At 41.5% G+C, this 22,473-nt stretch carries 23 protein-coding genes and 11 tRNA genes; 32 read left to right on the top strand and 2 right to left on the bottom strand.

Annotated elements, in window-relative coordinates; all coding sequences use genetic code 11:
- The first annotated feature begins 85 nt into the window (after positions 1–85).
- The 6 genes from ACIFOD_RS04065 (at position 86) to ACIFOD_RS04040 (ending at position 7,642) form a co-directional block, all read left to right on the top strand.
- The gene (locus ACIFOD_RS04065; protein ID WP_430313531.1) at positions 86–1,462 is read left to right on the top strand and encodes a UDP-N-acetylmuramoyl-tripeptide--D-alanyl-D-alanine ligase; all 1,377 of its coding nucleotides are present in this window, start codon (positions 86–88) and stop codon (positions 1,460–1,462) included.
- A 108-nt stretch (positions 1,463–1,570) separates the two neighbouring features.
- On the top strand, positions 1,571–2,260 hold the full coding sequence (locus tag ACIFOD_RS04060; RefSeq protein WP_430313530.1) for an alpha/beta hydrolase: 690 nt from the start codon (positions 1,571–1,573) through the stop codon (positions 2,258–2,260).
- Positions 2,261–2,522: 262 nt separating this feature from the next.
- Positions 2,523–4,034: a DEAD/DEAH box helicase gene (locus ACIFOD_RS04055; RefSeq protein WP_397554391.1), complete on the top strand. Its 1,512-nt coding sequence runs from the start codon at positions 2,523–2,525 to the stop codon at positions 4,032–4,034.
- 615 nt (positions 4,035–4,649) lie between these two features.
- The gene (gene uvsE, locus ACIFOD_RS04050) at positions 4,650–5,612 is read left to right on the top strand and encodes a UV DNA damage repair endonuclease UvsE (RefSeq protein WP_430313529.1); all 963 of its coding nucleotides are present in this window, start codon (positions 4,650–4,652) and stop codon (positions 5,610–5,612) included.
- A 100-nt stretch (positions 5,613–5,712) separates the two neighbouring features.
- Positions 5,713–6,192: a PH domain-containing protein gene (locus ACIFOD_RS04045; protein WP_430313528.1), complete on the top strand. Its 480-nt coding sequence runs from the start codon at positions 5,713–5,715 to the stop codon at positions 6,190–6,192.
- Positions 6,185–7,642 carry a PH domain-containing protein gene (locus tag ACIFOD_RS04040; RefSeq protein ID WP_430313527.1) on the top strand — a complete coding sequence of 486 codons (1,458 nt, stop codon included), beginning with the start codon at positions 6,185–6,187 and terminating at the stop codon, positions 7,640–7,642. The genes ACIFOD_RS04045 and ACIFOD_RS04040 overlap by 8 nt, the downstream gene beginning before the upstream one ends.
- Before the next feature lie 45 nt (positions 7,643–7,687).
- Here ACIFOD_RS04040 and ACIFOD_RS04035 read toward each other — a convergent pair whose 3' ends face one another.
- On the bottom strand, positions 7,688–8,272 hold the full coding sequence (locus ACIFOD_RS04035; protein ID WP_397554387.1) for a rhomboid family intramembrane serine protease: 585 nt from the start codon (positions 8,270–8,272) through the stop codon (positions 7,688–7,690).
- A gap of 160 nt (positions 8,273–8,432) precedes the next feature.
- On the opposite strand from ACIFOD_RS04035, the gene acpS reads away from it, so the two are divergent.
- From acpS to ACIFOD_RS03965, 14 genes are all read left to right on the top strand, one after another.
- Positions 8,433–8,783 carry a holo-ACP synthase gene (gene acpS, locus ACIFOD_RS04030; RefSeq protein WP_430313526.1) on the top strand — a complete coding sequence of 117 codons (351 nt, stop codon included), beginning with the start codon at positions 8,433–8,435 and terminating at the stop codon, positions 8,781–8,783.
- Between the two features lie 224 nt (positions 8,784–9,007).
- Complete coding sequence (locus tag ACIFOD_RS04025) at positions 9,008–10,021, top strand: LolA family protein (RefSeq protein ID WP_113970245.1); 1,014 nt, start codon at positions 9,008–9,010, stop codon at positions 10,019–10,021.
- A 269-nt stretch (positions 10,022–10,290) separates the two neighbouring features.
- A complete protein-coding gene (gene alr / locus ACIFOD_RS04020; RefSeq protein WP_430313525.1) occupies positions 10,291–11,505 on the top strand; it encodes an alanine racemase in 1,215 nt (404 codons plus the stop codon).
- A gap of 126 nt (positions 11,506–11,631) precedes the next feature.
- On the top strand, positions 11,632–11,913 hold the full coding sequence (locus ACIFOD_RS04015) for a CopG family ribbon-helix-helix protein (protein ID WP_032085355.1): 282 nt from the start codon (positions 11,632–11,634) through the stop codon (positions 11,911–11,913).
- A 4-nt stretch (positions 11,914–11,917) separates the two neighbouring features.
- Entirely contained in the window at positions 11,918–12,268 is a 351-nt protein-coding gene (gene ndoA, locus ACIFOD_RS04010; protein ID WP_034763063.1) for a type II toxin-antitoxin system endoribonuclease NdoA, read from the top strand.
- 404 nt (positions 12,269–12,672) lie between these two features.
- Entirely contained in the window at positions 12,673–13,503 is an 831-nt protein-coding gene (locus ACIFOD_RS04005; RefSeq protein WP_397554385.1) for an RsbT co-antagonist protein RsbRA, read from the top strand.
- Positions 13,500–13,856 (top strand): STAS domain-containing protein, encoded by a 357-nt coding sequence (locus tag ACIFOD_RS04000; RefSeq protein ID WP_034763058.1) that lies wholly within the window; start codon positions 13,500–13,502, stop codon positions 13,854–13,856. The genes ACIFOD_RS04005 and ACIFOD_RS04000 overlap by 4 nt, the downstream gene beginning before the upstream one ends.
- A 2-nt stretch (positions 13,857–13,858) precedes the next feature.
- Positions 13,859–14,260: an anti-sigma regulatory factor gene (locus tag ACIFOD_RS03995; protein WP_044340428.1), complete on the top strand. Its 402-nt coding sequence runs from the start codon at positions 13,859–13,861 to the stop codon at positions 14,258–14,260.
- Positions 14,261–14,270: 10 nt separating this feature from the next.
- The gene (locus ACIFOD_RS03990) at positions 14,271–15,281 is read left to right on the top strand and encodes a PP2C family protein-serine/threonine phosphatase (protein ID WP_430313524.1); all 1,011 of its coding nucleotides are present in this window, start codon (positions 14,271–14,273) and stop codon (positions 15,279–15,281) included.
- A 79-nt stretch (positions 15,282–15,360) separates the two neighbouring features.
- On the top strand, positions 15,361–15,693 hold the full coding sequence (locus ACIFOD_RS03985) for an anti-sigma factor antagonist (RefSeq protein WP_397554383.1): 333 nt from the start codon (positions 15,361–15,363) through the stop codon (positions 15,691–15,693).
- Positions 15,693–16,160: an anti-sigma B factor RsbW gene (gene rsbW / locus ACIFOD_RS03980; protein WP_430313601.1), complete on the top strand. Its 468-nt coding sequence runs from the start codon at positions 15,693–15,695 to the stop codon at positions 16,158–16,160. Before ACIFOD_RS03985 ends, rsbW begins: the two co-directional genes overlap by 1 nt.
- A complete protein-coding gene (gene sigB / locus ACIFOD_RS03975) occupies positions 16,138–16,935 on the top strand; it encodes an RNA polymerase sigma factor SigB (protein ID WP_113970251.1) in 798 nt (265 codons plus the stop codon). The genes rsbW and sigB overlap by 23 nt, the downstream gene beginning before the upstream one ends.
- Complete coding sequence (locus tag ACIFOD_RS03970) at positions 16,935–17,531, top strand: PP2C family serine/threonine-protein phosphatase (RefSeq protein ID WP_430313523.1); 597 nt, start codon at positions 16,935–16,937, stop codon at positions 17,529–17,531. The genes sigB and ACIFOD_RS03970 overlap by 1 nt, the downstream gene beginning before the upstream one ends.
- Positions 17,532–17,979: 448 nt before the next feature.
- The gene (locus ACIFOD_RS03965) at positions 17,980–20,163 is read left to right on the top strand and encodes a Tex family protein (protein ID WP_430313522.1); all 2,184 of its coding nucleotides are present in this window, start codon (positions 17,980–17,982) and stop codon (positions 20,161–20,163) included.
- Between the two features lie 88 nt (positions 20,164–20,251).
- On the opposite strand, the gene cmpA is transcribed toward ACIFOD_RS03965, so the two are convergent.
- On the bottom strand, positions 20,252–20,365 hold the full coding sequence (gene cmpA, locus ACIFOD_RS03960; protein WP_113970254.1) for a cortex morphogenetic protein CmpA: 114 nt from the start codon (positions 20,363–20,365) through the stop codon (positions 20,252–20,254).
- 149 nt (positions 20,366–20,514) lie between these two features.
- On the opposite strand from cmpA, the gene ACIFOD_RS03955 reads away from it, so the two are divergent.
- From ACIFOD_RS03955 to ACIFOD_RS03900, 12 genes are all read left to right on the top strand, one after another.
- Positions 20,515–20,991, top strand: a complete 477-nt coding sequence (locus ACIFOD_RS03955) for a SprT family protein (protein WP_397554380.1) — start codon at positions 20,515–20,517, stop codon at positions 20,989–20,991.
- A 129-nt stretch (positions 20,992–21,120) separates the two neighbouring features.
- Positions 21,121–21,195, top strand: a tRNA-Asn gene (locus ACIFOD_RS03950).
- Between the two features lie 7 nt (positions 21,196–21,202).
- Positions 21,203–21,293 (top strand) — tRNA-Ser (locus tag ACIFOD_RS03945).
- A gap of 15 nt (positions 21,294–21,308) precedes the next feature.
- Positions 21,309–21,380 (top strand) — tRNA-Glu (locus tag ACIFOD_RS03940).
- 142 nt (positions 21,381–21,522) lie between these two features.
- Positions 21,523–21,599, top strand: a tRNA-Asp gene (locus tag ACIFOD_RS03935).
- A gap of 80 nt (positions 21,600–21,679) precedes the next feature.
- Positions 21,680–21,754, top strand: a tRNA-Gln gene (locus tag ACIFOD_RS03930).
- Positions 21,755–21,759: 5 nt separating this feature from the next.
- Positions 21,760–21,835, top strand: a tRNA-Lys gene (locus tag ACIFOD_RS03925).
- Between the two features lie 37 nt (positions 21,836–21,872).
- Positions 21,873–21,954: transfer RNA gene (locus tag ACIFOD_RS03920), tRNA-Leu, on the top strand.
- A gap of 84 nt (positions 21,955–22,038) precedes the next feature.
- Positions 22,039–22,124, top strand: a tRNA-Leu gene (locus ACIFOD_RS03915).
- A gap of 19 nt (positions 22,125–22,143) precedes the next feature.
- Positions 22,144–22,220: transfer RNA gene (locus ACIFOD_RS03910), tRNA-Arg, on the top strand.
- A gap of 55 nt (positions 22,221–22,275) precedes the next feature.
- Positions 22,276–22,352, top strand: a tRNA-Pro gene (locus ACIFOD_RS03905).
- Between the two features lie 14 nt (positions 22,353–22,366).
- A tRNA-Gly gene (locus ACIFOD_RS03900) sits at positions 22,367–22,440 on the top strand.
- The last annotated feature ends 33 nt before the right edge of the window (positions 22,441–22,473 follow it).

Below are 22,473 nucleotides of genomic sequence, written 5' to 3'. Positions count from 1 at the left end.
CGATACTTGGGACTGACCAGAGGATTCACCGTCTAAAGGCAGTCCCTGCTCTGTTTTTATTAAAAAGAGTAAAAGGAGAAAGCGAATGTTTGAGAAAAAAATAAAAGAAATATGCAACATGCTTGATGTAAAAAACGATCTTTCCAAGTTTGAGTCGGTGGTGGTAAAAGGCGTTTCCATCGATACGCGAAAGATTGAAGATGCTAATCTGTTCGTTCCTTTTAAAGGGGAAAACGTTGACGGTCATCGATTCGTTCGAAATGCCATTGAAAATGGTGCGTCTGCCGCTCTGTGGGATGTCAATGTACCTAATCCACCTGAAGATATTCCCGTAATAGTGGTGGAAGACCCGCTGCTTGCCCTTCAGTCATTGGCCAATCAATATCGCCATGAGCTGGATTTAAAGGTGGTTGGAATTACAGGAAGTAATGGAAAAACAACAACGAAAGATATTGTGGCAAACCTTTTGTCAGTGAAGTATCGAGTTCATAAAACTCAAGGGAACTATAACAACCACATTGGTCTTCCTTTAACGATCCTTTCCCTGCCCCAGGATTCAGAAGTGGCTGTACTTGAAATGGGAATGAGCGGATTCGGAGAAATTGAACTTCTATCAGAGATTTCTCAGCCAGACGTTGCCATCATCACCAACATTGGAGAATCACATCTTCAGGATCTGGGATCACGGGAAGGTATCGCCAAAGCCAAATTGGAGATTGTGAAGGGCCTGAAGTCTGATGGGCTATTTGCATACTACGGAGATGAACCGCTGTTACAGGGTGGTGTTCAAACACTCAACCTGAAGCATGTGGAGACTTTCGGAAGAAGCGAATCCAACACGATTTATCCAACAAAAATCAATATGGATAATAAAGGGAGTCATTTTGAGACTTCTCTCGCTGAAGGAGAAACATTCTTTCTTCCCGTATTAGGGGTTCATAATATCCACAACGCTCTAGCAGGGATTCTCATTGCCCGTAAATTTGGTCTCAGTGTCGATGACATGAAAGAAGGTTTACAGTCGTTAAAGCTTACCCAAATGAGAATGGAAATGGTGGAAGGAAAGAAAGGCGAAAGCATCATTAACGATGCCTATAATGCCAGCCCTACCTCCATGAAAGCTGCGATTCAGCTTGTATCAGAGCTTGAGGGATTCCATACCAAAATCCTGGTGCTTGGTGATATGCTGGAGCTTGGCGACCAGGAAGAAGAATTTCATCAGGAAATTGGACAATTGATCAATCCGGAAAAAGTTCAGCATGTGTTTACATTTGGTCCTTTAGGAGGCTTTATTGGTAAGGGTGCACTTGAGAATTTCTCTCCTGATCGTGTTCACTCTTTTACAGATAAAGACAGCCTGACAAAAGAGCTGTCCTCCTTCATTACAGGGGAAGAGCTGGTTTTATTCAAGGCATCAAGGGGAATGAAGCTTGAAGAAGTCATCGATGGATTAAAGGCATAAATTTCTACCGGCGTCCAAGTTTAAACCTTAACAGAAATGAACAAAATGAGCTTGAAGACGATGGGAGGTTGGCTCGCTCCCTACCTTTTAAAAGTAAGAGGGGATAACATGATCGGTTGTTTACTAATCCATGGATTCACTGGGAGCCCTTTTGAAGTAGAGCCTTTGGCAGATTTCCTTCAAGAGAGAACCGACTGGGAAATCGTTGTACCGACTCTGCCTGGTCATGGTGAAACCCTTGAACTAAAAGGGGTTAAACATATTGAATGGATCGAGCATGCTGAGGATGAGCTTCAGGCTCTTATTGAGAAATGCGATGAAGTTTACGTAATCGGCTTCTCCATGGGTGGTTTGATCGCTTCGTATCTTTCGGTGAAATATGAAGTCAATAAGCTCGTGCTTTTAAGCGCAGCAGCTTATTATGTAAATGTGAAACAACTACTGAAAGATATTGGAAATTTGATTAAAGAAGGAATTCAAGGAAATCTGATTGAAAACGAGCTCTACAACCGGTACAAATGGAAGGTGACAAAAACCCCAGTTCTGTCCACATACGAATTTAGAAAAGTCGTTCGTATTGCTCGTCCGCTCCTGAAAAAGGTTAACGTTCCAACCTTTATTGCCCAAGGAGAGATTGATGGAATAGTCCCCCCTAAAGCTGCAAAATATATATACGAGACTATTTCTTCCCAAGAAAAAAACCTTTTTTATTCCCCTAAAGCAAAACATTTGATCTGTCATAGTGAAGATAAGCACGAACTTTTCGAAGGGATCTACCAATTCCTGCTAAATGAATAGATTGACTATTTGACATTAGATTGAAATTCATTTCTAGAAGTGGTAACATAGCTACAACATAGTTCTTAATTTGTTGGACGTGCTAGCTCTTCTATTTTGAAGAGTGTATTTTTTTGTACCAAACATAAAAACTAAACATCTCATATAGACGGTTTTAGATTAGATACCGAAGTCTTTCGGTGGGTAAGATTTCGTTCCGACCTAAAAATATAATCAGATAATGATTAGTTATAAAAGATGTAAATTAAAGGAGAATGTAACATTGACAAAGTTTGCAGATTTAAACTTAAGCGCATCTACGTTGAAATCAATTAAACGTATGGGCTTTGAAGAAGCTACACCAATTCAGGCGAGTACAATTCCAGTCGGTTTAGAAGGTAAGGATATTATCGGTCAAGCACAAACTGGAACAGGTAAAACAACAGCATTTGGAATTCCGATGATCGAGAAGATCGATGTGAAAAATCCAAACGTTCAAGCTCTTATCATTGCACCAACTCGTGAACTTGCCATCCAAGTTTCTGAAGAGTTATATCGTATCGGAGCTGACAAGCGTGCACGTGTGTTATCTGTCTACGGAGGACAGGACATCCAACGTCAAATTCGCGCGATGAAAAAGAACCCTCATATCATCGTTGGTACACCAGGTCGTCTTCTTGACCATATCAAACGTAAAACACTCAACCTTGAAAATGTTGAAACATTAGTACTTGACGAAGCAGACGAAATGCTGAACATGGGCTTCATCGAAGACATCGAAAGCATTCTTGAGACGGTTCCAAGCACAAGACAAACACTTTTATTCTCTGCAACAATGCCGGATCCGATCCGACGCATTGCAAATCGCTTTATGACAGAGCCGGAAGTAATCAAAGTGAAGTCAAAAGAAGTAACGGTTTCGAACATCGAACAATTCTTCACTAAAGTAAGCGAAAAAGAAAAATTCGATACTCTTTCCCGTTTAATCGACGTTCAATCACCTGAACTTGCGATTGTATTCGGTCGTACAAAACGCAGAGTAGACGAATTAGCGCGAGCTCTTAGCATTCGCGGCTACCTGGCAGAAGGTATTCACGGAGATCTTTCTCAAGCTCGTCGTATGACGGTTCTTAAGAAGTTCAAAGAAGGACGCATCGATATCTTGATCGCAACAGACGTTGCCGCTCGTGGATTAGATATCTCCGGCGTAACGCATGTTTACAACTTTGATATTCCTCAAGATCCTGAAAGCTACGTTCACCGTATCGGACGTACAGGTCGTGCAGGTAAGAAAGGGATGTCCATTACTTTTGTAACACCAAGAGAAATGGGTTACCTGAAGATCGTTGAACAAACAACGAAGAAAAAAATGACGGCTCTTAAGCCACCTAGCTTAAACGAAGCCCTTGAAGGTCAACAACGCTTAGCTCTTGAAAAATTAGCTGAAGCGGCGAAAGAAAGTGATCTTAAGGATTACTATCAATTAGCAGAAGAATTCCTTGGAGGACACGATTCTGTTCAAGCAGTTGCAGCAGCAATCCGTGTCCTGACGAAAGAGCCGGATACAACACCAGTTGATATCACTGAAGAGCGTCCATTACCATCAAGAGGTGGTGGAAATCGCGGCGGTGGATACAAAGGTGGAGCACGCAGCGGTAAAGGCGGAAGCCGTGGTGGATCACCACGCAGCGGCGGTGGAAATCGCGGAGGCGGAAGCCGTGGCGGAGATCGCAACCGTACTGGCGGCGGCAGACCACAATCTTCTAGCAAACGTAAATCTTATAACAATTCTTGATTTTGATTGAGAATGGGAACACGATGACCTTTGGGTTGTCGTGTTTTTTTGTTTATGTTGGTTTGATTAGGAGGTATGGGAAAGGGGCAAGGAGATTACGATTGGTTTCCAATTTTTTGCAAAAAGACGCAATTAAACCATTATAGACAATATCAAGGATTTAAATGAGATATACGTAAAAGAAGCCATGACTGATAAAGAAATAACCAAAATGAAGAAAACCATTTTAAAAAATCATGAAGAATCTGAGATAGACTTTATGGAGACATATTCTCTTACCCAAAGCGATATTGTGACTGGAGTCCGATGTGAAAAGTGCAATCACTTACCAATGATTAGAGTAAGTGGTGCGTGGTCCTGCGTTAAATGTGGTAGTTCATCTAAATATGCTCACATAGAAGCGCTTCGGAATTATTTCTTACTAATAAGTGATCACATAACCAATTGCCAACTGAGGAGGTTTTTGCATCTGAAATCACGAAACACCTCCTATAAAATATTGAAATCCCTTCAATTAGAAACACAAGGGGGGACAAAGTCTGTCATTTATTCCATACCAACGAGATAAATCCCCCCATTCCGCACATACTAACCCCAAAAAGGAGTCCACCCCACATGACACTCGTAAAGTTAGGCTATGTTGCCATGAGCATGAACCTCCAGAATGCATCACCTTCCCAAACCATGACCTATAAGCAGTTTTCGGGGATCAAGGATCGTGAGGCCGCTATTCATAAACTCGAACGGATCGCAAAATCGAATCTTGAAAACTGCCTGCGACTTTTAAAGCATAATGTACTTAATGAGATTCATTTTTTTCGGTTCAGTTCAAAGTTGATCCCTCTTGCGAATCATCCTGAATTGAAAGGATGGGATTTCATATCTCCGTTAAAGGAGGAGCTTAGAGCGATTGAAGAGTACCTGAAGCTTCATCCCATGAGGGTGGATTTTCATCCTGATCATTTTGTCTTGCTCAATTCCAGTGATGTGGATGTGTTGAAAAATACGCTGAAGACGTTAAAGATGCATGAGGCATTATTAAAAGGGATGGGAATCGATCCAACTCACCGCTGTGTTCTCCATGTAGGTGGAGCATATGAAGACAAAGAAAAGGCACTTGAGCAATTTATACACAATTGGGGTCTGACCCCCGTTTCTCTTCAACAGATGATCATTCTCGAAAATGATGATACGGTATTCAGTGCGGCTGATGCCCTTTATCTATGTGAAAAGCTCGGGATCCCCCTTGTATTTGATTACCATCATCATCTTGCTTATAACGAAAGGGATTGGTTGTTGGATTGGGAGAGGATCGTTGGAACGTGGAGCCAGTCACCACTACCTGTAAAGATGCATATTTCAAGCCCTCGTTCTCAGGAGGATTACAAAGCCCATGCCGATTTCATCGATCCTAAGATGTTTCTTGATTTTCTTCAAGGGATAAAGGGAACGGTGGATGAAATTGATTGTATGATTGAAGCGAAGAAAAAGGATGACGCATTGTTCCGATTAGTGGAGGACCTGCAGGGGATTGTTGGGATCGAGTGGGTGGATAAAAGTTCGTTTAAGATAAAATAGGCGAATCTCCCAAAGCTTTCTCCTTAATCTGAAACCATCTCTGTTCCAAATCGTAAATATACTGTAAGATTTAGTAAAAGAGAGAAATGAGGGGATGGGTATGATCGGAGAGCCGCAAAAACGGATTTCACCAAAGGCTTTAAAGGTGTGGAAGATATATGGTGTGTTTGAAACGTTGATCGTTGCAGCTGTAGCCGCAGGAGCGATTACTCTAACTGTTATGTTTGAGTGGCCACAATGGATCATTGCAGCAGCAGTTGCCGTGTGGATTCTATTTACATATTTGTTTGTTTTCTTTATTCCAACCATCAAATGGAAGAGATGGCGGTATGAAGTGAGGGAGCAGGAGATTGAGCTTCAAAGAGGAATTTTTATCGTGAAGCGTACGCTGGTACCGATGGTGAGGGTTCAACATGTTGATACGGTTCAGGGGCCCATTTTAAAAAAGTATCGGTTGGCAACCATTACGATTTCGACGGCGGCCACGGTTCATGAGATACCGGCATTGAATGTGGAGGAGGCAGATGAATTGAGAAACTCCATTTCACAACTTGCGAGGGTGGCGGAAGATGATGTCTGAGCACAAGAGACTGCATCCTATTTCAGCCGTAGCGAATTTTGTTAAACAGTTAAAGGACTTGATTGTTCCCTTTGTCTTTTTATTTGTATTGAATAACCGGGGAGAGAAGACAGGATTTTGGGATTATATGCCTATTATATCCATGGCGGCAGTTCTTGTGTTCGTTCTGGTCACAGGGATTGTGAAGTGGCTTCGGTTTACATATCGAGTGGAAGATGGGGAGCTGCGGATCGAGTACGGACTATTCGTTAAAAAGAAGAGGTATATCCCCATTGACCGGATTCAGAGTTTGAATTTCTCTGAGGGCATTCTGCATCGTCCTTTTGGATTGGTTAAGGTCAAGGTCGAAACGGCAGGGTCTTCGAATCCCCGGGAATCAGAAGCGGAATTGACGGCTATTTTAAAAGAAGAAGCGATAGAGTTGGAGGAAATGATATATCGGGAGAAAAAGGGTACTAGCATAACCGAAGATCTCTCAGGCGAAAATACAGGGACTTTAAAAGATGAAGCCCCCTTTTTCAACCTCACCTCGAAAGACATTTGGGTTCTTGCTACGACTTCAGGAGGGATCGGGGTCATTATTTCCGGGGTGTTTGTTTTCTTGTCCCAATTTAATGAGTTCATTCCGTACGAAGCTGTGTACGATGAGCTGGCTGTTTTTGTGAAAAGCGGAGTGTTTGTCGTTTCGGTGATGGCCTTTTTGGGCTTGCTTGTTGCCTGGCTGTTATCGATAGCCTGGACATTTATTATCTATGGTGATTTCAGAATAAAAATTGTGGATGATCACATTGTCATGACAAGAGGGCTCCTGGAGAAGAAGCAGGTGACGGTTCCCTTAAATCGTGTTCAAGGAATCCGGGTAGTGGAAAACCCAATCAGGCAGCTATTGGGGTATTGCACCGTCCACATTGAAAATGCAGGTGGATCTGTTTTAGAGAAAGACAGTACAAGTATAAAATTATTCCCGATAGTGAAAAAGAAGAGAATTCAGGGATTATTAAACGACTTATTTCCGGATTATGTCATTCACGATGACTTTAAGAGGCTTCCGGGACGTTCCTTAAGAAGATATGTGTTCAGACAGGCAGTCTGGGTGGTGGTCCCGACGGCGACTGTTTGTTTTATGTACTGGCCATATGGTCTTTGGGTCGGCTTGTTGATGATTCCTTTCGGGATTCTCGGATACTACCAATATCGTGCCGGGGGCTGGAAGATTGTTGATGGACAATTATCTTTACAGTATAGGGGCGTACTGAAAAATACGATGCATATAAAGAAAAGTCGTATTCAATCTTTGGACACCCATGAAAGCTGGTTTCAAACGAGAAAAGACTTGGGCAGTCTCAGAACCACGATAAAATCTGGAGAGACCGGTTATGCCAGTCCGATCCGGGATCTTGAAAAGAAGGACCTCCGAACCATTGCTTCTTGGTTTTCTCATAGTGTGTAAACGATAAAAGTGACCCGCGATTCGTTAGCGGGTCACTTTTGTTTCTTATTTTTTACCTGAAATCCACCCGATCACAAAGCCGCCGATTAGTCCGAAGATATGGGCCGTTATGTTGATTCCTGATTGCATGAAGGTCATGACTACACCAATGACGACGATCGGTAGGATGATTTGCCGGCTTTCTCTCGTGATGAAATGATTTTTTAAGATAATCATGGCGATGTAAAAGCCGAATAAACCGAAAATCGCTCCTGATGCTCCCACATGACTATACGTAAGGGGCTTGGTAACATACGTAATGATATTGGCAAACACGCCGCTTGCTAAATATAGACCGATAAACTTCGCTTTTCCCAGATGCTTTTCCAGTGGTGGGCCAAACAGGACAAGGGAAAACGAATTGAACAGCAGATGAGCGAATCCCAAATGTACAAAGATAGGGGTGACGAGTCTCCACCATTCTCCCTCGCTTATAAATAAATTCACACCGGCCAGCTGCTCGTACACCCACAGTTGTGGAAAAATAGGAAGTGCACTGACTAGGTATAAGGCGATATGAATAAATACAATCAGGGAAATAATGGGGTATAACCGTAAAAATTGTGAAAAACTTTCAGTCCGGACAAACATATTGTATCCTCCTAAGTAGGTTGTTTCTTTTTATATCATTACTAAATCATTTATTTAAAAAACGCAGTCAATACTATAGTATAAGAAAACATCGGAAATCACGAGTATAGTTCATTATACAATTATGCAAGACAGGACAAGAGTAGAAGGGGAATCGCATATGATAAAAGGAATAGGATTGGACATCGTTGAAACAGTGCGCATCCAGAGGATGATTGAACGGCAGCCGAAGTTCGTTAAGAGAATTTTAACAGCTAAGGAGGAGGATGCTTTCTATACATTAAGCGAGCAGCGTAAGATTGAGTTCGCAGCGGGACGATTTGCAGCCAAAGAAGCTTTTTCCAAGGCGAATGGAACGGGCATCGGAACAGCGCTCTCCTTTCAGGATATTGAAATCAGTAAGGATCCGAACGGAAAGCCTTATTTTTCAAAGCCGGAGGGGGCGAATGCTCATCTATCCATCACTCACAGCCGGGAATTTGCGGCTGCACAGGTGATCATCGAAGAGTAAAATTATTTCAAGCTTGTCATCTTAACTAGCATAATCCTTCAGGTTGTCTCATATATTCAGTAGTGCAATAAGAGAGACAAGGCCAGGTGTTTAACAATCGCGGTTCTTTGGCGAATGGCAATTGGACTAAGGAACGGGGCATTCTATAAGGATCGTCCATTCTTAGACGGCTGGCTTTCCCCTCTCTCAATTACGTTTATCCTGGGACAAAAGGGGTTGAAAAAATGAAGAAAAAGCTAGTGATACTAGTGATGGCCATGTTAGCGGTGCTTATGCTGGCTGCTTGTGGAGAGCAATCGAAAGAAGATGTAACCAAGGATCTTAAGGCTAAAGTAGAGGATATGAAGGGGTACAAAGCAGATGCAAAAATGACCCTGCAGGTGGGCGACGAGCCTCAAACCTATGATGTGGAAGTGTGGCATAATGACCCTAATTATTATCGAGTGGCATTAAAGAACGCTGCGAAAGATCAGAGTCAAATGATCTTACGTAATGATGAGGGAGTATTTGTCCTTACTCCGGCACTGAACAAAAGCTTCCGATTCCAAAGCAACTGGCCTGAAAATAGCAGTCAGGCGTACTTGTATGAATCGCTTGTTCAAGATGTGTTAGAGGATAAAGAGGCTACTTTCAAGGAAACAAAGGATCACTACATCTTTAACACGAAGACTCGCTATCAAAACAGTCAGATGCTACCGACTCAAGAGATTGCCTTTAACAAGAAAGACCTGACGCCGGCATCGGTCAATGTATTGGATTCTGATAAAAATCCACTTGTAAAAGTAGAGTTCTCCAAGATGGATATGAAAGCTGGATTCGATAAAAAAGACTTCGACATGAAGAAAAACATGACAGGTGCCCAGCTCGAAGTACCGGTTACGGCAAATGTAGAGGACACAGAATTCACTGTTCTTTACCCAATGTCTGAAATCACCGGCACCGAATTAATTGAAGAAAAAGAAGTCGCCACCGATACGGGTAAACGCGTAATCTTAACGTACGATGGTGAAAAATCCTTCACAATTGTACAAGAAAAAACAACGGTCGTTCCAACGATGACGGTCTCTACTTCTCTTAAAGGTGAATTAGTGGACTTAGGATTCACAGTAGCGGCCATGACAGAGCAATCAATCAGATGGACCAATAACGGAGTGGACTATATGCTTGCCTCCAATGACCTGACTCCTTCTGAGATGGTGATGGTAGCTCAATCCGTACAAGGTTCAATGGTAAAATAAAATAACTGAACGGGGCGGGCCTATCAGGTTCGCCTCTTTTCTTGGTGTGCGTGAAGGAGAGGTGATAGAAGAGAAATAAAAGCATCATCTACCCAGCGCCAGGATAAGAAATTAATATCGCTCTGAAACCCAAAGGTCTTTCCTCGAACGGCCTCATAAACACTTATCCCCCCCTTCCAAAAATTCTATTTAACACAATGAATGATAATATGAATAATCAATGGTATTCTTGAATAGAATGACAATGTTTTGTGTAAAGATATGAGGAAGTGAACAGAGTGGAAACCCAGACCCAATTTTTTCGTGATACATGGGCAGAAATCAACCTAGATCATTTATATGAAAACGTAAAGAATATTAGAGACCATATCCCTGGAGATGTGAAAGTGTTTGCGGTTGTGAAAGCGAATGCTTATGGGCATGGGGATGTGCAAACCGCTTTTACAGCTCTTTCTGCCGGGGCACACGGCTTAGCTGTTGCATTTTTAGACGAAGCGATTTCGTTAAGAAGAGCAGGCGTAACCGCTCCCATTCTTGTATTAGGTGCTACGAGACCGAAAGATGTCAAGATTGCGGCCGATTTGGATATTTCGTTAACCACATTCCACCAAGAGTGGCTGGTGGAAGCCGAAAATCAGCTGTCAGAAGGAGATCGATTAAACCTTCATATCAAGTGCGATACCGGGATGGGTCGGATAGGCGTTCGTTCCACTGAGGAATTAATGGCTATCGAACAGTATGTTCAAGCTCATTCCCAATTTAAGCTTGAGGGGATCTTTACCCATTTTGCCACAGCTGATGAGTTGAACGATGACTATCTTGACCGGCAGTTAGCTCGATTTGAATACATGCTGAATCAATTGGAGTCATTACCAGCTTATATCCATTCTTCAAATAGTGCCGCTACTTTAAGGAAAACCAACACCCTCTTTAATGCTGTGCGGGTGGGAATTGCCATGTATGGACTGACCCCCTCTCAAGAGATGAAGCCCGAGCTGCCTTTTCCTTTAAAAGAAGTGTTTTCTCTTCATTCCAGACTTATTCATACAAAAGAACTTTCAGCTGGAGAGAAAGTGAGCTATGGGGCTACTTATGAAACGGGTGAGGCAGAGTGGATCGGGACGATCCCGATTGGATACGCTGATGGCTGGCTGCGTAAATTACAAGGTCAGGACGTCATTGTGAACGGCGAGAGAGTTCCAATTGTTGGAAGGGTATGTATGGATCAATGTATGATTCGGCTGCCTGGATTTCTTGATATGGGTACCCGTGTAACGTTAATAGGCCATCATGGTGAAGAAGCGATTACAATGGATGAAATCGCTGATAAGCTTGATACCATTAACTATGAGATCCCTTGTATGATCACAACGAGAGTGCCGCGTATCTATATGCGAAACGGGGAGCCGACGGAAGTATCGAATAAACTATTAGCGACAGGTATTCACAGTCAACAGGAAAATAACCGCCAACTTGATGAATAATTAGTATTTTATATGGTGGATAATAGAAGAGATTGATAAATTAACTTTTCATTCCCCTTAATTGATGGTATGATAAATATGTTAATGAACAGAAACGGTATGTAGTGATTGGTGGAGGTGTAGTTTGTGTCTGAATCCAGCGCAACAACAGAAATCTTAATTCGTCTACCGCAACAGCTCGTTACAGAATTAGACGGCTTTGCAGATCAAGAAAATGTGAATCGCAATGAGTTTATTTATCGTGCAACCAAAATGTATTTAAGAGAGCGTAAGAAGAGACAATTACGTGAATCTATGAGACGCGGCTATATGGAAATGGCTAAGATTAATCTCGCAATCGCTTCAGAGGCGATTCAAGCAGAATATGAGGCAGAACATACAGTCGAACGCTTAGTAAGCGGGGGTTAATCCTTTGATTGTAAAGCGTGGTGACGTATATTTTGCAGACCTTTCTCCTGTTGTAGGATCAGAACAAGGCGGAGTTCGGCCGGTACTTGTTATTCAAAATGATATAGGGAACAGGTTTAGTCCCACAATTATTGTAGCTGCCATTACCGCTCAAATTCAAAAAGCGAAACTGCCTACTCATGTTGAAATTGATGCAAAACGTTATGGCTTTGAACGTGATTCCGTTATCTTGCTTGAACAGATTCGAACGATTGATAAACAACGTCTTACCGATAAGATTACGCACTTGGATGATGAGATGATGGAAAAAGTGGATGACGCCCTGCAAATCAGCGTGGGTCTAATCCAGTTCTAACCATGGGCTTTTCATCGTGCAGATACTTTATCATGCTATACAATAGGAACAATATAACTTCAAACCAGAAGGCTTGCTGATCAACAACATTCTTGATCATTAAGCCTTTTTGTTTTGACTTTTTAGAAGAGAAGTCTAGTTCCAATTAACCCCAAAAGAAGAATATGGATAATGGAAATATAGTCAATTTTATGACAAAACACCGTAAACAATTTATAATGGGAAAAGTAAGTACTAAAAATACCCGAAAAGGCATAGGTTTTTTCTTTTTTGTATTTATTTGTTACTATTAAAGTAATTACGTCATTTTTTAGTTCACTGTTGTAAACTACTTTAAAATTAAGTTACATCATTCGGCATAAATACGAAGTACAAATTTCATATGATAGAATGGAGAGAACTAAATGTTTAGTGAAGTCACGGATTATATTCATAATAATAAATCAGATATCACTAGTATTTGGATGGAACGAATGAGGAACGAAGCGGATGAGAAGTTTCTTCAAGTTGTTTCAGATCAAGTTTTTACTAAGACAAGCCATGAGTTTGTAGAAATGATTGCTTCTAACTTAAGGGATTCCAAGGAGTTCAATAGCCGGTTGGAAGATTTCGCTGAAAAAGTTGTCAGGTTGGGATGGCCTCTGACATTTGTGACAACAGCTTTAGGTACATTTGGTAAAGTGGTTTACGAAGGTATGACTAAGGATCAGCTCATCACAGATGAAAATCACGCTTCACAGGTTGAGAAGTTTGACCAATGGCTGACACCGATGTATAACAAAGTGGTTAAAGCTTATACAGAATCATGGGAAAGAACGGTTTCTCTTCAAAAGATAGCATTGCAGGAATTATCTGCACCACTTATACCGGTATTTGAAAAAATTTCCATAATGCCTCTTGTCGGCACCATCGATACTGAACGTGCCCGCTTGATCATGGAAAACCTGTTAAATGGTGTGGTGAAGCATAGAGCGGAAGTTGTGCTGATTGATATTACAGGTGTACCGGTTGTAGATACCATGGTCGCCCACCATATCATTCAGGCAGCAGAAGCCGTGCGTTTAGTCGGGGCAAAGTGTATGCTGGTGGGAATCAGACCTGAGATTGCCCAGACGATCGTTAATTTAGGAATTGATCTTAATCAGTTCAGTACAAATAGTACGTTAAGAAAAGGAATAGAAAAGGCTCTGGAAATGACAAATCGAAAAATAGTTTCTGCGGAGGGATTAGAGTGAGAATACCAATTTTAAAGCTGCATGATTGTTTGTTGATTTCCATTCAGTGGGAGCTTGATGATCAAACAGCCCTTCAATTTCAAGAAGATCTTCTGCAGAAGATTCACGAAACCAGCGCCAGAGGGGTAGTAATCGATATTACTTCCATAGATTTTATAGATTCATTCATTGCTAAAGTACTTGGGGATGTTATAAACATGTCAAGATTAATGGGTGCTAAAGTAGTCATCACAGGCATCCAGCCTGCTGTAGCGATAACGTTGATCGAGCTTGGTATCAGGTTAGAGGACGTCCTGACCGCTCTGGATCTGGAAAAAGGTCTGGAGAAATTACAATTGGAACTGGGGGACTAGGTATGGATAGCCAATCCTGCGTGAAGATCACGAATGAATGGGACATCGTTGCTGCCCGCCAGTTAGGGAGGAATGTAGCGAAAGAGCTCGGATTCGGGACCGTTGACCAAGCTCGTATCACTACGGCTATCAGCGAATTAGCAAGGAACATATATTTATATGCTGGCTATGGTCAGATTTGTATTGAAAAGTTATTCGATTCCGGGAAAAAAGGTGTGCGAATTATCGCATTGGATGAAGGTCCTGGTATTGCAGATATTAGAAAAGTAATGGAAGATGGATATTCCACATCAGGCGGCTTAGGAGCAGGTTTGCCTGGAGTAAAGCGTTTAATGGACGAGTTTAACGTCGAGTCTGTGCCTGGAGAAGGGACGGATATCAGAGCGACTAAGTGGCTCCGCTAGGGGGAGTTAAATGAATTTCAGAGATCTAATGGATTCTAAATATAGAGAAATTATAGAGCACTATCTAAACGAACAAGATGAAAAAGCTCTTTATTTAGGACAGAAATTTAGTCGTAAATCAATTGAGCATCATGTTTCGCCAGAGGAAATCATTAGTCTTCATAAGAGTGTGATATTAGAAATGGAGCCTAATATACCACATCAAGTACTGCACTCTTTCGATATTTTACTTGAAGTCATGATTGGCTATGGTTTTGCTTATCGAGAGCATCAGAGTCTACGAACAAAACAACAAGAATTAAATAACGAAATAGATGTAGCATCCAATATGCAACAAACCCTGTTAGGGACGGTCATCCCTTCAGTGGAAGTCTTGGACATTGGAGCTGTAAGTGTACCTGCCAAAAAGATGAATGGAGATTATTATCACTTTGTTCAGGATGAGAATGATAGCGTCAGCGTTGCCATTGCCGATGTAATTGGTAAGGGTATACCTGCGGCTCTTTGCATGTCCATGATCAAGTATGCGATGGATAGTTTACCTGAGTACCGGAATGAACCTAATGCTGTTTTGGAAAGCTTAAACAGAGTAGTGGAACAAAATGTGGATGCAAGTATGTTCATAACCATGTTTTACGGTGTATACAATTCGAAGGAACATCTATTTTCATACTCATCAGCTGGGCATGAACCCGGCTTTTTTTATAGAGCGTCAACCAATGAATTTGAAGATCTTGATGCAAAGGGTCTTCTATTAGGTGTAGATAAAAAAGCGAAGTACCGACAATACGAAAGACAGGTTGAGACTGGTGATATGATCATCCTTCTCTCCGATGGAGTAACAGAGTGCCGTTCCGAAGATGGCTTCATCGAAAGGGAAGATTTGGTTCAATTAATAAGCAAGTACCATCACCTTCCCCCTCAAGAGATTGTCAATAATGTATACAAACAACTCGAGAAGATGCAGCACTTTGAGCTTAGAGACGATTTCACTCTAATCATCATAAAAAGAAATTCATAAATAAAGTTTATTCTTGTCATAAATAGGGTAAATGTATAGAGACTTATTATAAATGTAGCCAAAAAAAGGTGGTCTTTTTATGAACTTATCAATAGATATGAAAGAAAAAGAGAACGAGCTACTCGTCAAAGTAGCCGGTGAAATTGATGCATATACAGCTCCGAAGCTTAAAGAAACGCTTCTACCCTCTGCTGAGGCTGATAATAAAGATATAACGGTGGATCTTTCAGACGTATCATATATGGATAGTACTGGATTAGGTGTATTTGTTGGTCTTTTCAAAACGGTTAAAGCTCGCGGTGGGCAATTAAATCTAATCGGTTTATCCGATCGTCTGCAGAGACTGTTTGATATTACAGGTTTAGGGGATATTATGAATATTAATTCCAAGGTAGAAGGTGGCGTGGAATGATGAAAGCTTTTGATTACATCGAGATGAAGATTCCCGCAAAGCCGGAGTATGTCGGGGTCATTCGTTTGACGCTTTCAGGAATTGCAAGTCGTATGGGATTTGACTACGATGCAATTGAGGATTTGAAGATTGCTACTAGTGAAGCTATCACAAATGCGGTTCAGCATGCGTATAAAGACAACGACGGAGAAGTGGTTGTTGGATTCGCGCTATATGGGGATCGTCTTGAGGTTATGGTAGCGGATCACGGTGAAAGTTTTGATTTTAAAGAAATTCGCAGTGCTGTTGGTCCTTATCATGCCGATCATTCAGTGGAGTTCTTAAGAGAAGGTGGGTTAGGTCTTTACCTTATTGAGAGCTTGATGGATGATGTAAAAGTGCATCACAAGGAGGGAGTGACAGTCTTTATGACTAAATTCCTATCAGGGGAGCAGGTGGAGAGGGATGAAAAAACTATCTCAACCTAACCAGCAGGCTCAAAAAGAAAAAGTACTTCAATGGATCAAAGACTATCAGGAAAGACAAGATGACGATGCACAAAGTCAACTGATCTTACATTACCAGAATCTTGTTGAGTCCATTGCGAGGAAATATTCAAAGGGAAGGTCTTTCCACGAAGACATTATCCAAGTAGGGATGATTGGATTGCTTGGTGCAATCAGAAGGTACGATGAATCTTTCGGTAGATCATTCGAGGCCTTTGCGATTCCGACAATCATTGGAGAGATAAAAAGGTTCCTGCGAGATAAAACGTGGAGCGTACATGTTCCACGAAGAATAAAAGAGCTTGGTCCGAAAATAAAATCTACGGTTGAAGAGTTAACAAACCAATTAGAACGTTCTCCTCAAGTCCATGAAATTGCTGAATATCTGGAAGTTAGTGAAGAGGAAGTTCTGGAAGCAATGGAAATGGGCAGAAGTTATCAAGCGTTATCAGTGGATCACTCGATTGAAGCGGATTCAGAGGGAAGTACTGTTACAATATTGGATATTGTGGGAGACCAGGATGAGGGCTACGAGAAAGTCAATCAGCGACTCGTTCTTGAGAAAGTGCTTCATGTTCTTTCCGACAGAGAAAAGGCTATTATACAACACACCTATTTAGAAAATTTAAGCCAAAAAGAAGCTGGAGAGAAGCTCGGCATTTCCCAAATGCATGTTTCCCGTTTGCAAAGAAGAGCGATTAAAAAGCTTAGGGAAGCCATTCAGGAAGAGATGAACGATTCGGAGAGTCATTATTAATGGCTTATCTTCAACAAAATGAAATAGAGCTTTATGCAGAGCAAGTATCGAAAAATGGAAATCCTTATTGTGGAGACAGTTATTTCTATACCTCTACAAGCGAATACTTTATCTGTGTTTTGGCCGATGGTTTAGGAAGTGGTAAGTTTGCTTATGAATCGTCTCATGTGGTCGTCGATATAGTGGAAGAGCATCACCATGAGGATGTTGAAACCCTCATGAGTCTTTGTAACGAAGCTCTTCAGAAAAAACGAGGCGCTGCAGTAGCGATCATTAAAGCGTATTACCATTCCAAAGAGTTTGTGTATAGCTGTGTTGGAAATATACGTTTTTATATGTATGCACCTGAAGGAAAGATGACTTATCCATTACCGGTTACAGGGTATTTATCCGGAAGGCCGCAAACATATAAGACCCAACGTTTTCATTACGATGCCAACTCAAGATTTCTCATTCACTCAGATGGACTGAGTATATCGGGAGTAAAGAATATCCTTCAAAGATATCCAACGCTTCATGGCGCTTTAGGTGATATTCAATCTCTAGTCGACGGTACATCAGATGATACAACATACATTATAGGAAACTTACTCTAACGATTTTAGGGTAAGTTTTTTTATTTAGGCTCTTTTCACAAAAACAGTTGGATTTTAACTCACCCCAGTAATCCAGTGCGTGATGGATGGGGGGGATCGGTTCAACATAACTTATAACTGATTTTTGAAAATCATAATTTTGTTAATTTTCTTCTTCCTTGAAATTAGTTTGGATATTTATTCTGATGTAGTAGCGAAGAGTGGATTGTAGCGGAAGGCACTTAACTCCTGCGGGAAATAGAGGAAAGGTCGAGACCCCACAGACGGAACGTCGAGGAGGCTCGACTTCCTCCCCGCGGAAAGGAAGTGCCTGGAGCGGAAAGGAACGGTCACAGTGTGGATTGCGGAGACAAAGTTTTCATTTCAATTCATCAGATATATGCTTTATGTTAAGCCGCCTTTTCAATCCTCAAAGGCAGTTATGGTAAAATAAATAAGAATCCTTTTAATGGAGGTAATACAATTGGCAGCAACATTAACAAATCAAGAACCATTACTTATCAGAGTATCTAAAGAATTGAACCTATCAATAAAAAATGTAAAAAACGTCATCTCACTACTGGAGGAAGGAAATACAGTTCCTTTCATCGCACGGTACCGGAAAGAACAGACCGGAGCACTAGACGAAGTTCAAATCCGTAATATTATGGATAAATGGAATTACCTGCAAAATTTAGAGCAGAGAAAAGAAGAAGTTCTTCGATTGATCGAAGAACAGGGGAAGTTGACTGAAGAGTTAACCCAGGCCATTAAAAAGGCGGATAAGCTGCAAACGGTAGAAGATTTGTACCGTCCGTATAAGCAAAAAAGAAGAACAAAAGCGACCATAGCGAAAGAAAAAGGACTGGAACCCCTGGCGGAATGGATCCTTACATTCCCGGCATCAGGAGAGCTTGAAGAAAAGGCTTCTCTCTATGTGTCTGAAGAAAAGGAAGTAATGACAACCGAGGAAGCTTTAAATGGAGCAAAAGACATTATTGCTGAGTACATTTCCGATGAAGCTTCATACCGAGAATACATAAGAAGTTATACGTTCCGTAAAGGGTTAATTGAATCAAAGGTAAAAAAGGAAGAGGAAGACGAAAAAAAGGTCTTCGAAATGTACTACTCTTATCAAGAACCCATTCATAAAGTAGTTCCTCACCGCATTTTAGCAATGAACAGAGGGGAAAAGGAAGATATATTAAAGGTGAATATCCAGCCTGATGCAGAAGGTATCCTTAACTATTTGCAAAGACAGGTCATTAAAAATGTTCATTCCATCTCCGTCCCTCTTGTGAAAGAAGCGGTGGAAGATAGCTATAAAAGATTGATCCAACCATCGGTAGAAAGAGAAATTCGTAATGAATTAACAGAGAAAGCAGAGGATCAAGCCATTCATATCTTCTCAGAAAACTTGAGAAAATTATTGCTTCAGCCACCGATGAAAGGAAAAATGGTCTTGGGTGTCGATCCCGCTTTCCGAACAGGCTGCAAATTAGCGGTCATTGATGAAACAGGAAAAACTCTTGATATAAATGTGATTTATCCACATTCATCCCAGTCTCAACTCGCAAAAGCGGAAGAAGCAATCAAAGCGATAATGACAAAATATTCGATTGAGGTTGTGGCTATTGGGAATGGGACGGCATCCAGGGAAACCGAGCAATTTGTTGTGAATGTGTTAAAAGATATGGATCAATCGATCTTCTATTTAATAGTCAACGAAGCGGGAGCGAGTGTTTATTCAGCATCTGATGTGGCAAGGGAAGAGTTTCCGGACCTTCAGGTTGAAGAAAGAAGTGCCGTCTCCATCGCAAGAAGATTACAGGATCCGTTAGCTGAATTAGTGAAAATCGACCCTAAATCAGTTGGAGTTGGGCAATATCAACATGATGTTTCACAAAAGAAGCTAAATGAATCATTAACCTTCGTAGTGGAAACGGCTGTAAACCAAGTGGGCGTAAATGTGAATACTGCCTCCTCATCACTATTGCAATATGTTGCGGGACTCTCCAAGACGGTGGCTACTAATATTGTGAAAAAGAGAGAAGAAGAAGGCAAGTTTGTTTCCAGATCCCAATTAAAGAAAATTCCAAGACTGGGTGCAAAAACGTACGAGCAATGTATAGGATTCCTGAGAATAATGGATGGGAAAGAGATACTTGATCGAACATCTATTCATCCAGACAATTATAACGATGTGAAGAAGCTTCTTGTGAAAGTTGGTTTGAGTGTAGCTGACATCGGGTCAGAAGAATTGAAACAGTCTTTGAATCAATTGAATTTAGAAGAGGTTTCTGAGGAGTTGGAAATAGGGAGATTAACGCTGAAAGATATTGTAGATTCGTTAATTCGACCAGGGCGTGATCCGCGGGATGAATTTCCTAAACCTCTTCTCAAGAAGGATGTCTTGAAACTAGAAGATTTAACACAAGGTATGGAGTTACAAGGGACAGTAAGAAATGTAGTGGATTTCGGTGCGTTTATCGATGTTGGCGTGAAACAAGATGGACTTGTCCATATTTCAAAACTGAAAAATGGTTTCGTTAAGCATCCATTAGATGTGGTGTCTGTTGGGGATGTTGTAACCGTTTGGGTTGATAGCGTGGATGTTCAAAAAGGCAGAGTCGCATTGACGATGATTCAATAATCAGGTAAGAGCTGACTGCGGGGTAGTGAATGCTATCTCAGGTCAGCTCTTTTTGCCATTTAGGATGGGGTATGATTAATGTCCATACTTAAGAGCTGTTCTTCTTACGGTAAAAATACCAGCATTGATTAAGGAGTTTGATTTGATATCGATCCTTCTCAAAATAGGCTCTCCTCAATTGATTCACAAGCCAGTTAGGCATGGGGTAACCTCCTTATCTCTAAGAAAGTGCCAGCTGAATCCGTGTGATGACATTCCTTGGAGTATTTTGTCATGCTGAAACAGTAAGGGTGATATCTAGTTTATGCTATAATAGGTTGTCATGTTCTAATTAAGAAAGAAGGATTTCATATGACGGACGCTGAGCTTCAATTTCTTGTTGAAAAAATATCTATTCAATCTTTTCGTAAGCCTTTCCTTCATAAAGCATATTTCAACCCAAGACTAAGAACCACTGGGGGAAGGTATATGTTAGGTAGTCATAATATCGATATTAATCGTAAATATTTGGACGAGCATGGTATGGATGAATTAATAGGAATCATTAAACATGAGTTGTGTCATTATCATTTGCATATTGAAGGTAAAGGATATAAGCATGGAGATGAAGATTTTAAGAGGCTTCTAAATGAAGTTGGGGGTCCAAGACATTGTTCGATATTAACGAGTGTGAATAATAGAAAAAGGTATTTGATTTATGTGTGCCAGAAGTGCGGGTTGGAGTTTAAAAGAAGAAGGAAGATCAATATAAGAAAATACGTGTGTGGACGTTGTAAAGGCAAGCTTAAATTAGTGAAGGAAGTTATTATGAAGGAAGGAAAATCCTGAGTGGTTAATCCCCTGATGATGAGCATTTTTTTCTGGTGAAAAGTGTTTGAAAGTAGTTGACAATAAATAGCGGAGTCATTATAATCTAAAGAGTCGATAAGACGAGTTAAGCGAAAGAATACTTTACGTTCCGCAGTAGCTCAGTGGTAGAGCTATCGGCTGTTAACCGATCGGTCGCAAGTTCGAATCTTGCCTGCGGAGCCATTTTTATGGGGAAGTACTCAAGTGGCTGAAGAGGCGCCCCTGCTAAGGGTGTAGGTCGGGCAACTGGCGCGAGGGTTCAAATCCCTCCTTCTCCGCCATTACTTTCAGAACATGGCCCATTGGTCAAGCGGTTAAGACACCGCCCTTTCACGGCGGTAACACGGGTTCGAATCCCGTATGGGTCATTTTTATTTTTGTTATTGCAACTTAATGAAAATTCATTTTGCTAGCGCAAATAATGAAAGTTATTTTGACTATCGTCAAGGTAATGAAAGTTATTTTCGCTGTCGCGAGTAATGAAAGTTATTTTGCTAAAGCAAAAACTCTGGTCCGGTAGTTCAGTTGGTTAGAATGCCTGCCTGTCACGCAGGAGGTCGCGGGTTCGAGTCCCGTCCGGACCGCCAGATTATTTCTTTAAAAAGTTATTGACTTTAATCTTTTGGACATGTTAATATATAAACCTCGTCACTTTTTGACGAAACATTGGGCTATAGCCAAGCGGTAAGGCATCGCACTTTGACTGCGACATGCGTTGGTTCGAATCCAGCTAGCCCAGCCATTTAAGAGCCATTAGCTCAGTTGGTAGAGCATCTGACTTTTAATCAGAGGGTCGAAGGTTCGAATCCTTCATGGCTCACCAAAGATTTTTTGCGATAGTAAAATATCTAACCATTTATGCGGGTGTGGCGGAATTGGCAGACGCACCAGACTTAGGATCTGGCGCCGCAAGGCGTGGGGGTTCAAGTCCCTTCACCCGCACTTTGAAAGTTGTTGAAATGACTTTTTGAAAAGCTATTGACACAACAGAGTATCCTCGTTATAATAGTGTTTGTCGCTTCAAACGCGGTCGTGGCGGAATGGCAGACGCGCTAGGTTGAGGGCCTAGTGGGGGCGACCCCGTGGAGGTTCAAGTCCTCTCGGCCGCACCAAAAGGATTTAAAACATATTGCGCCCGTAGCTCAATTGGATAGAGCGTTTGACTACGGATCAAAAGGTTAGGGGTTCGACTCCTCTCGGGCGCGCCATCTTATTTCTACAAGCGAGTGTTTCATACTCATAGTAATACATATGCTTTTCTAGCGGGAAGTAGCTCAGCTTGGTAGAGCACTTGGTTTGGGACCAAGGGGTCGCAGGTTCGAATCCTGTCTTCCCGACCATCACAATATTATATGCGGGTGTAGTTTAGTGGTAAAACCTCAGCCTTCCAAGCTGATGATGAGGGTTCGATTCCCTTCACCCGCTCCAATTTATTGCTTTTATTGAACCTTGAAAACTGAA

The sequence above is a fragment of the Rossellomorea sp. NRS-1567 genome, from assembly GCF_050467885.1.
Lineage (GTDB): Bacteria > Bacillota > Bacilli > Bacillales > Bacillaceae_B > Rossellomorea > Rossellomorea aquimaris_C.
The sequence above is the reverse complement of the archived record's forward strand: the minus strand, read 5'-3'. Positions and strand labels throughout refer to the sequence as shown.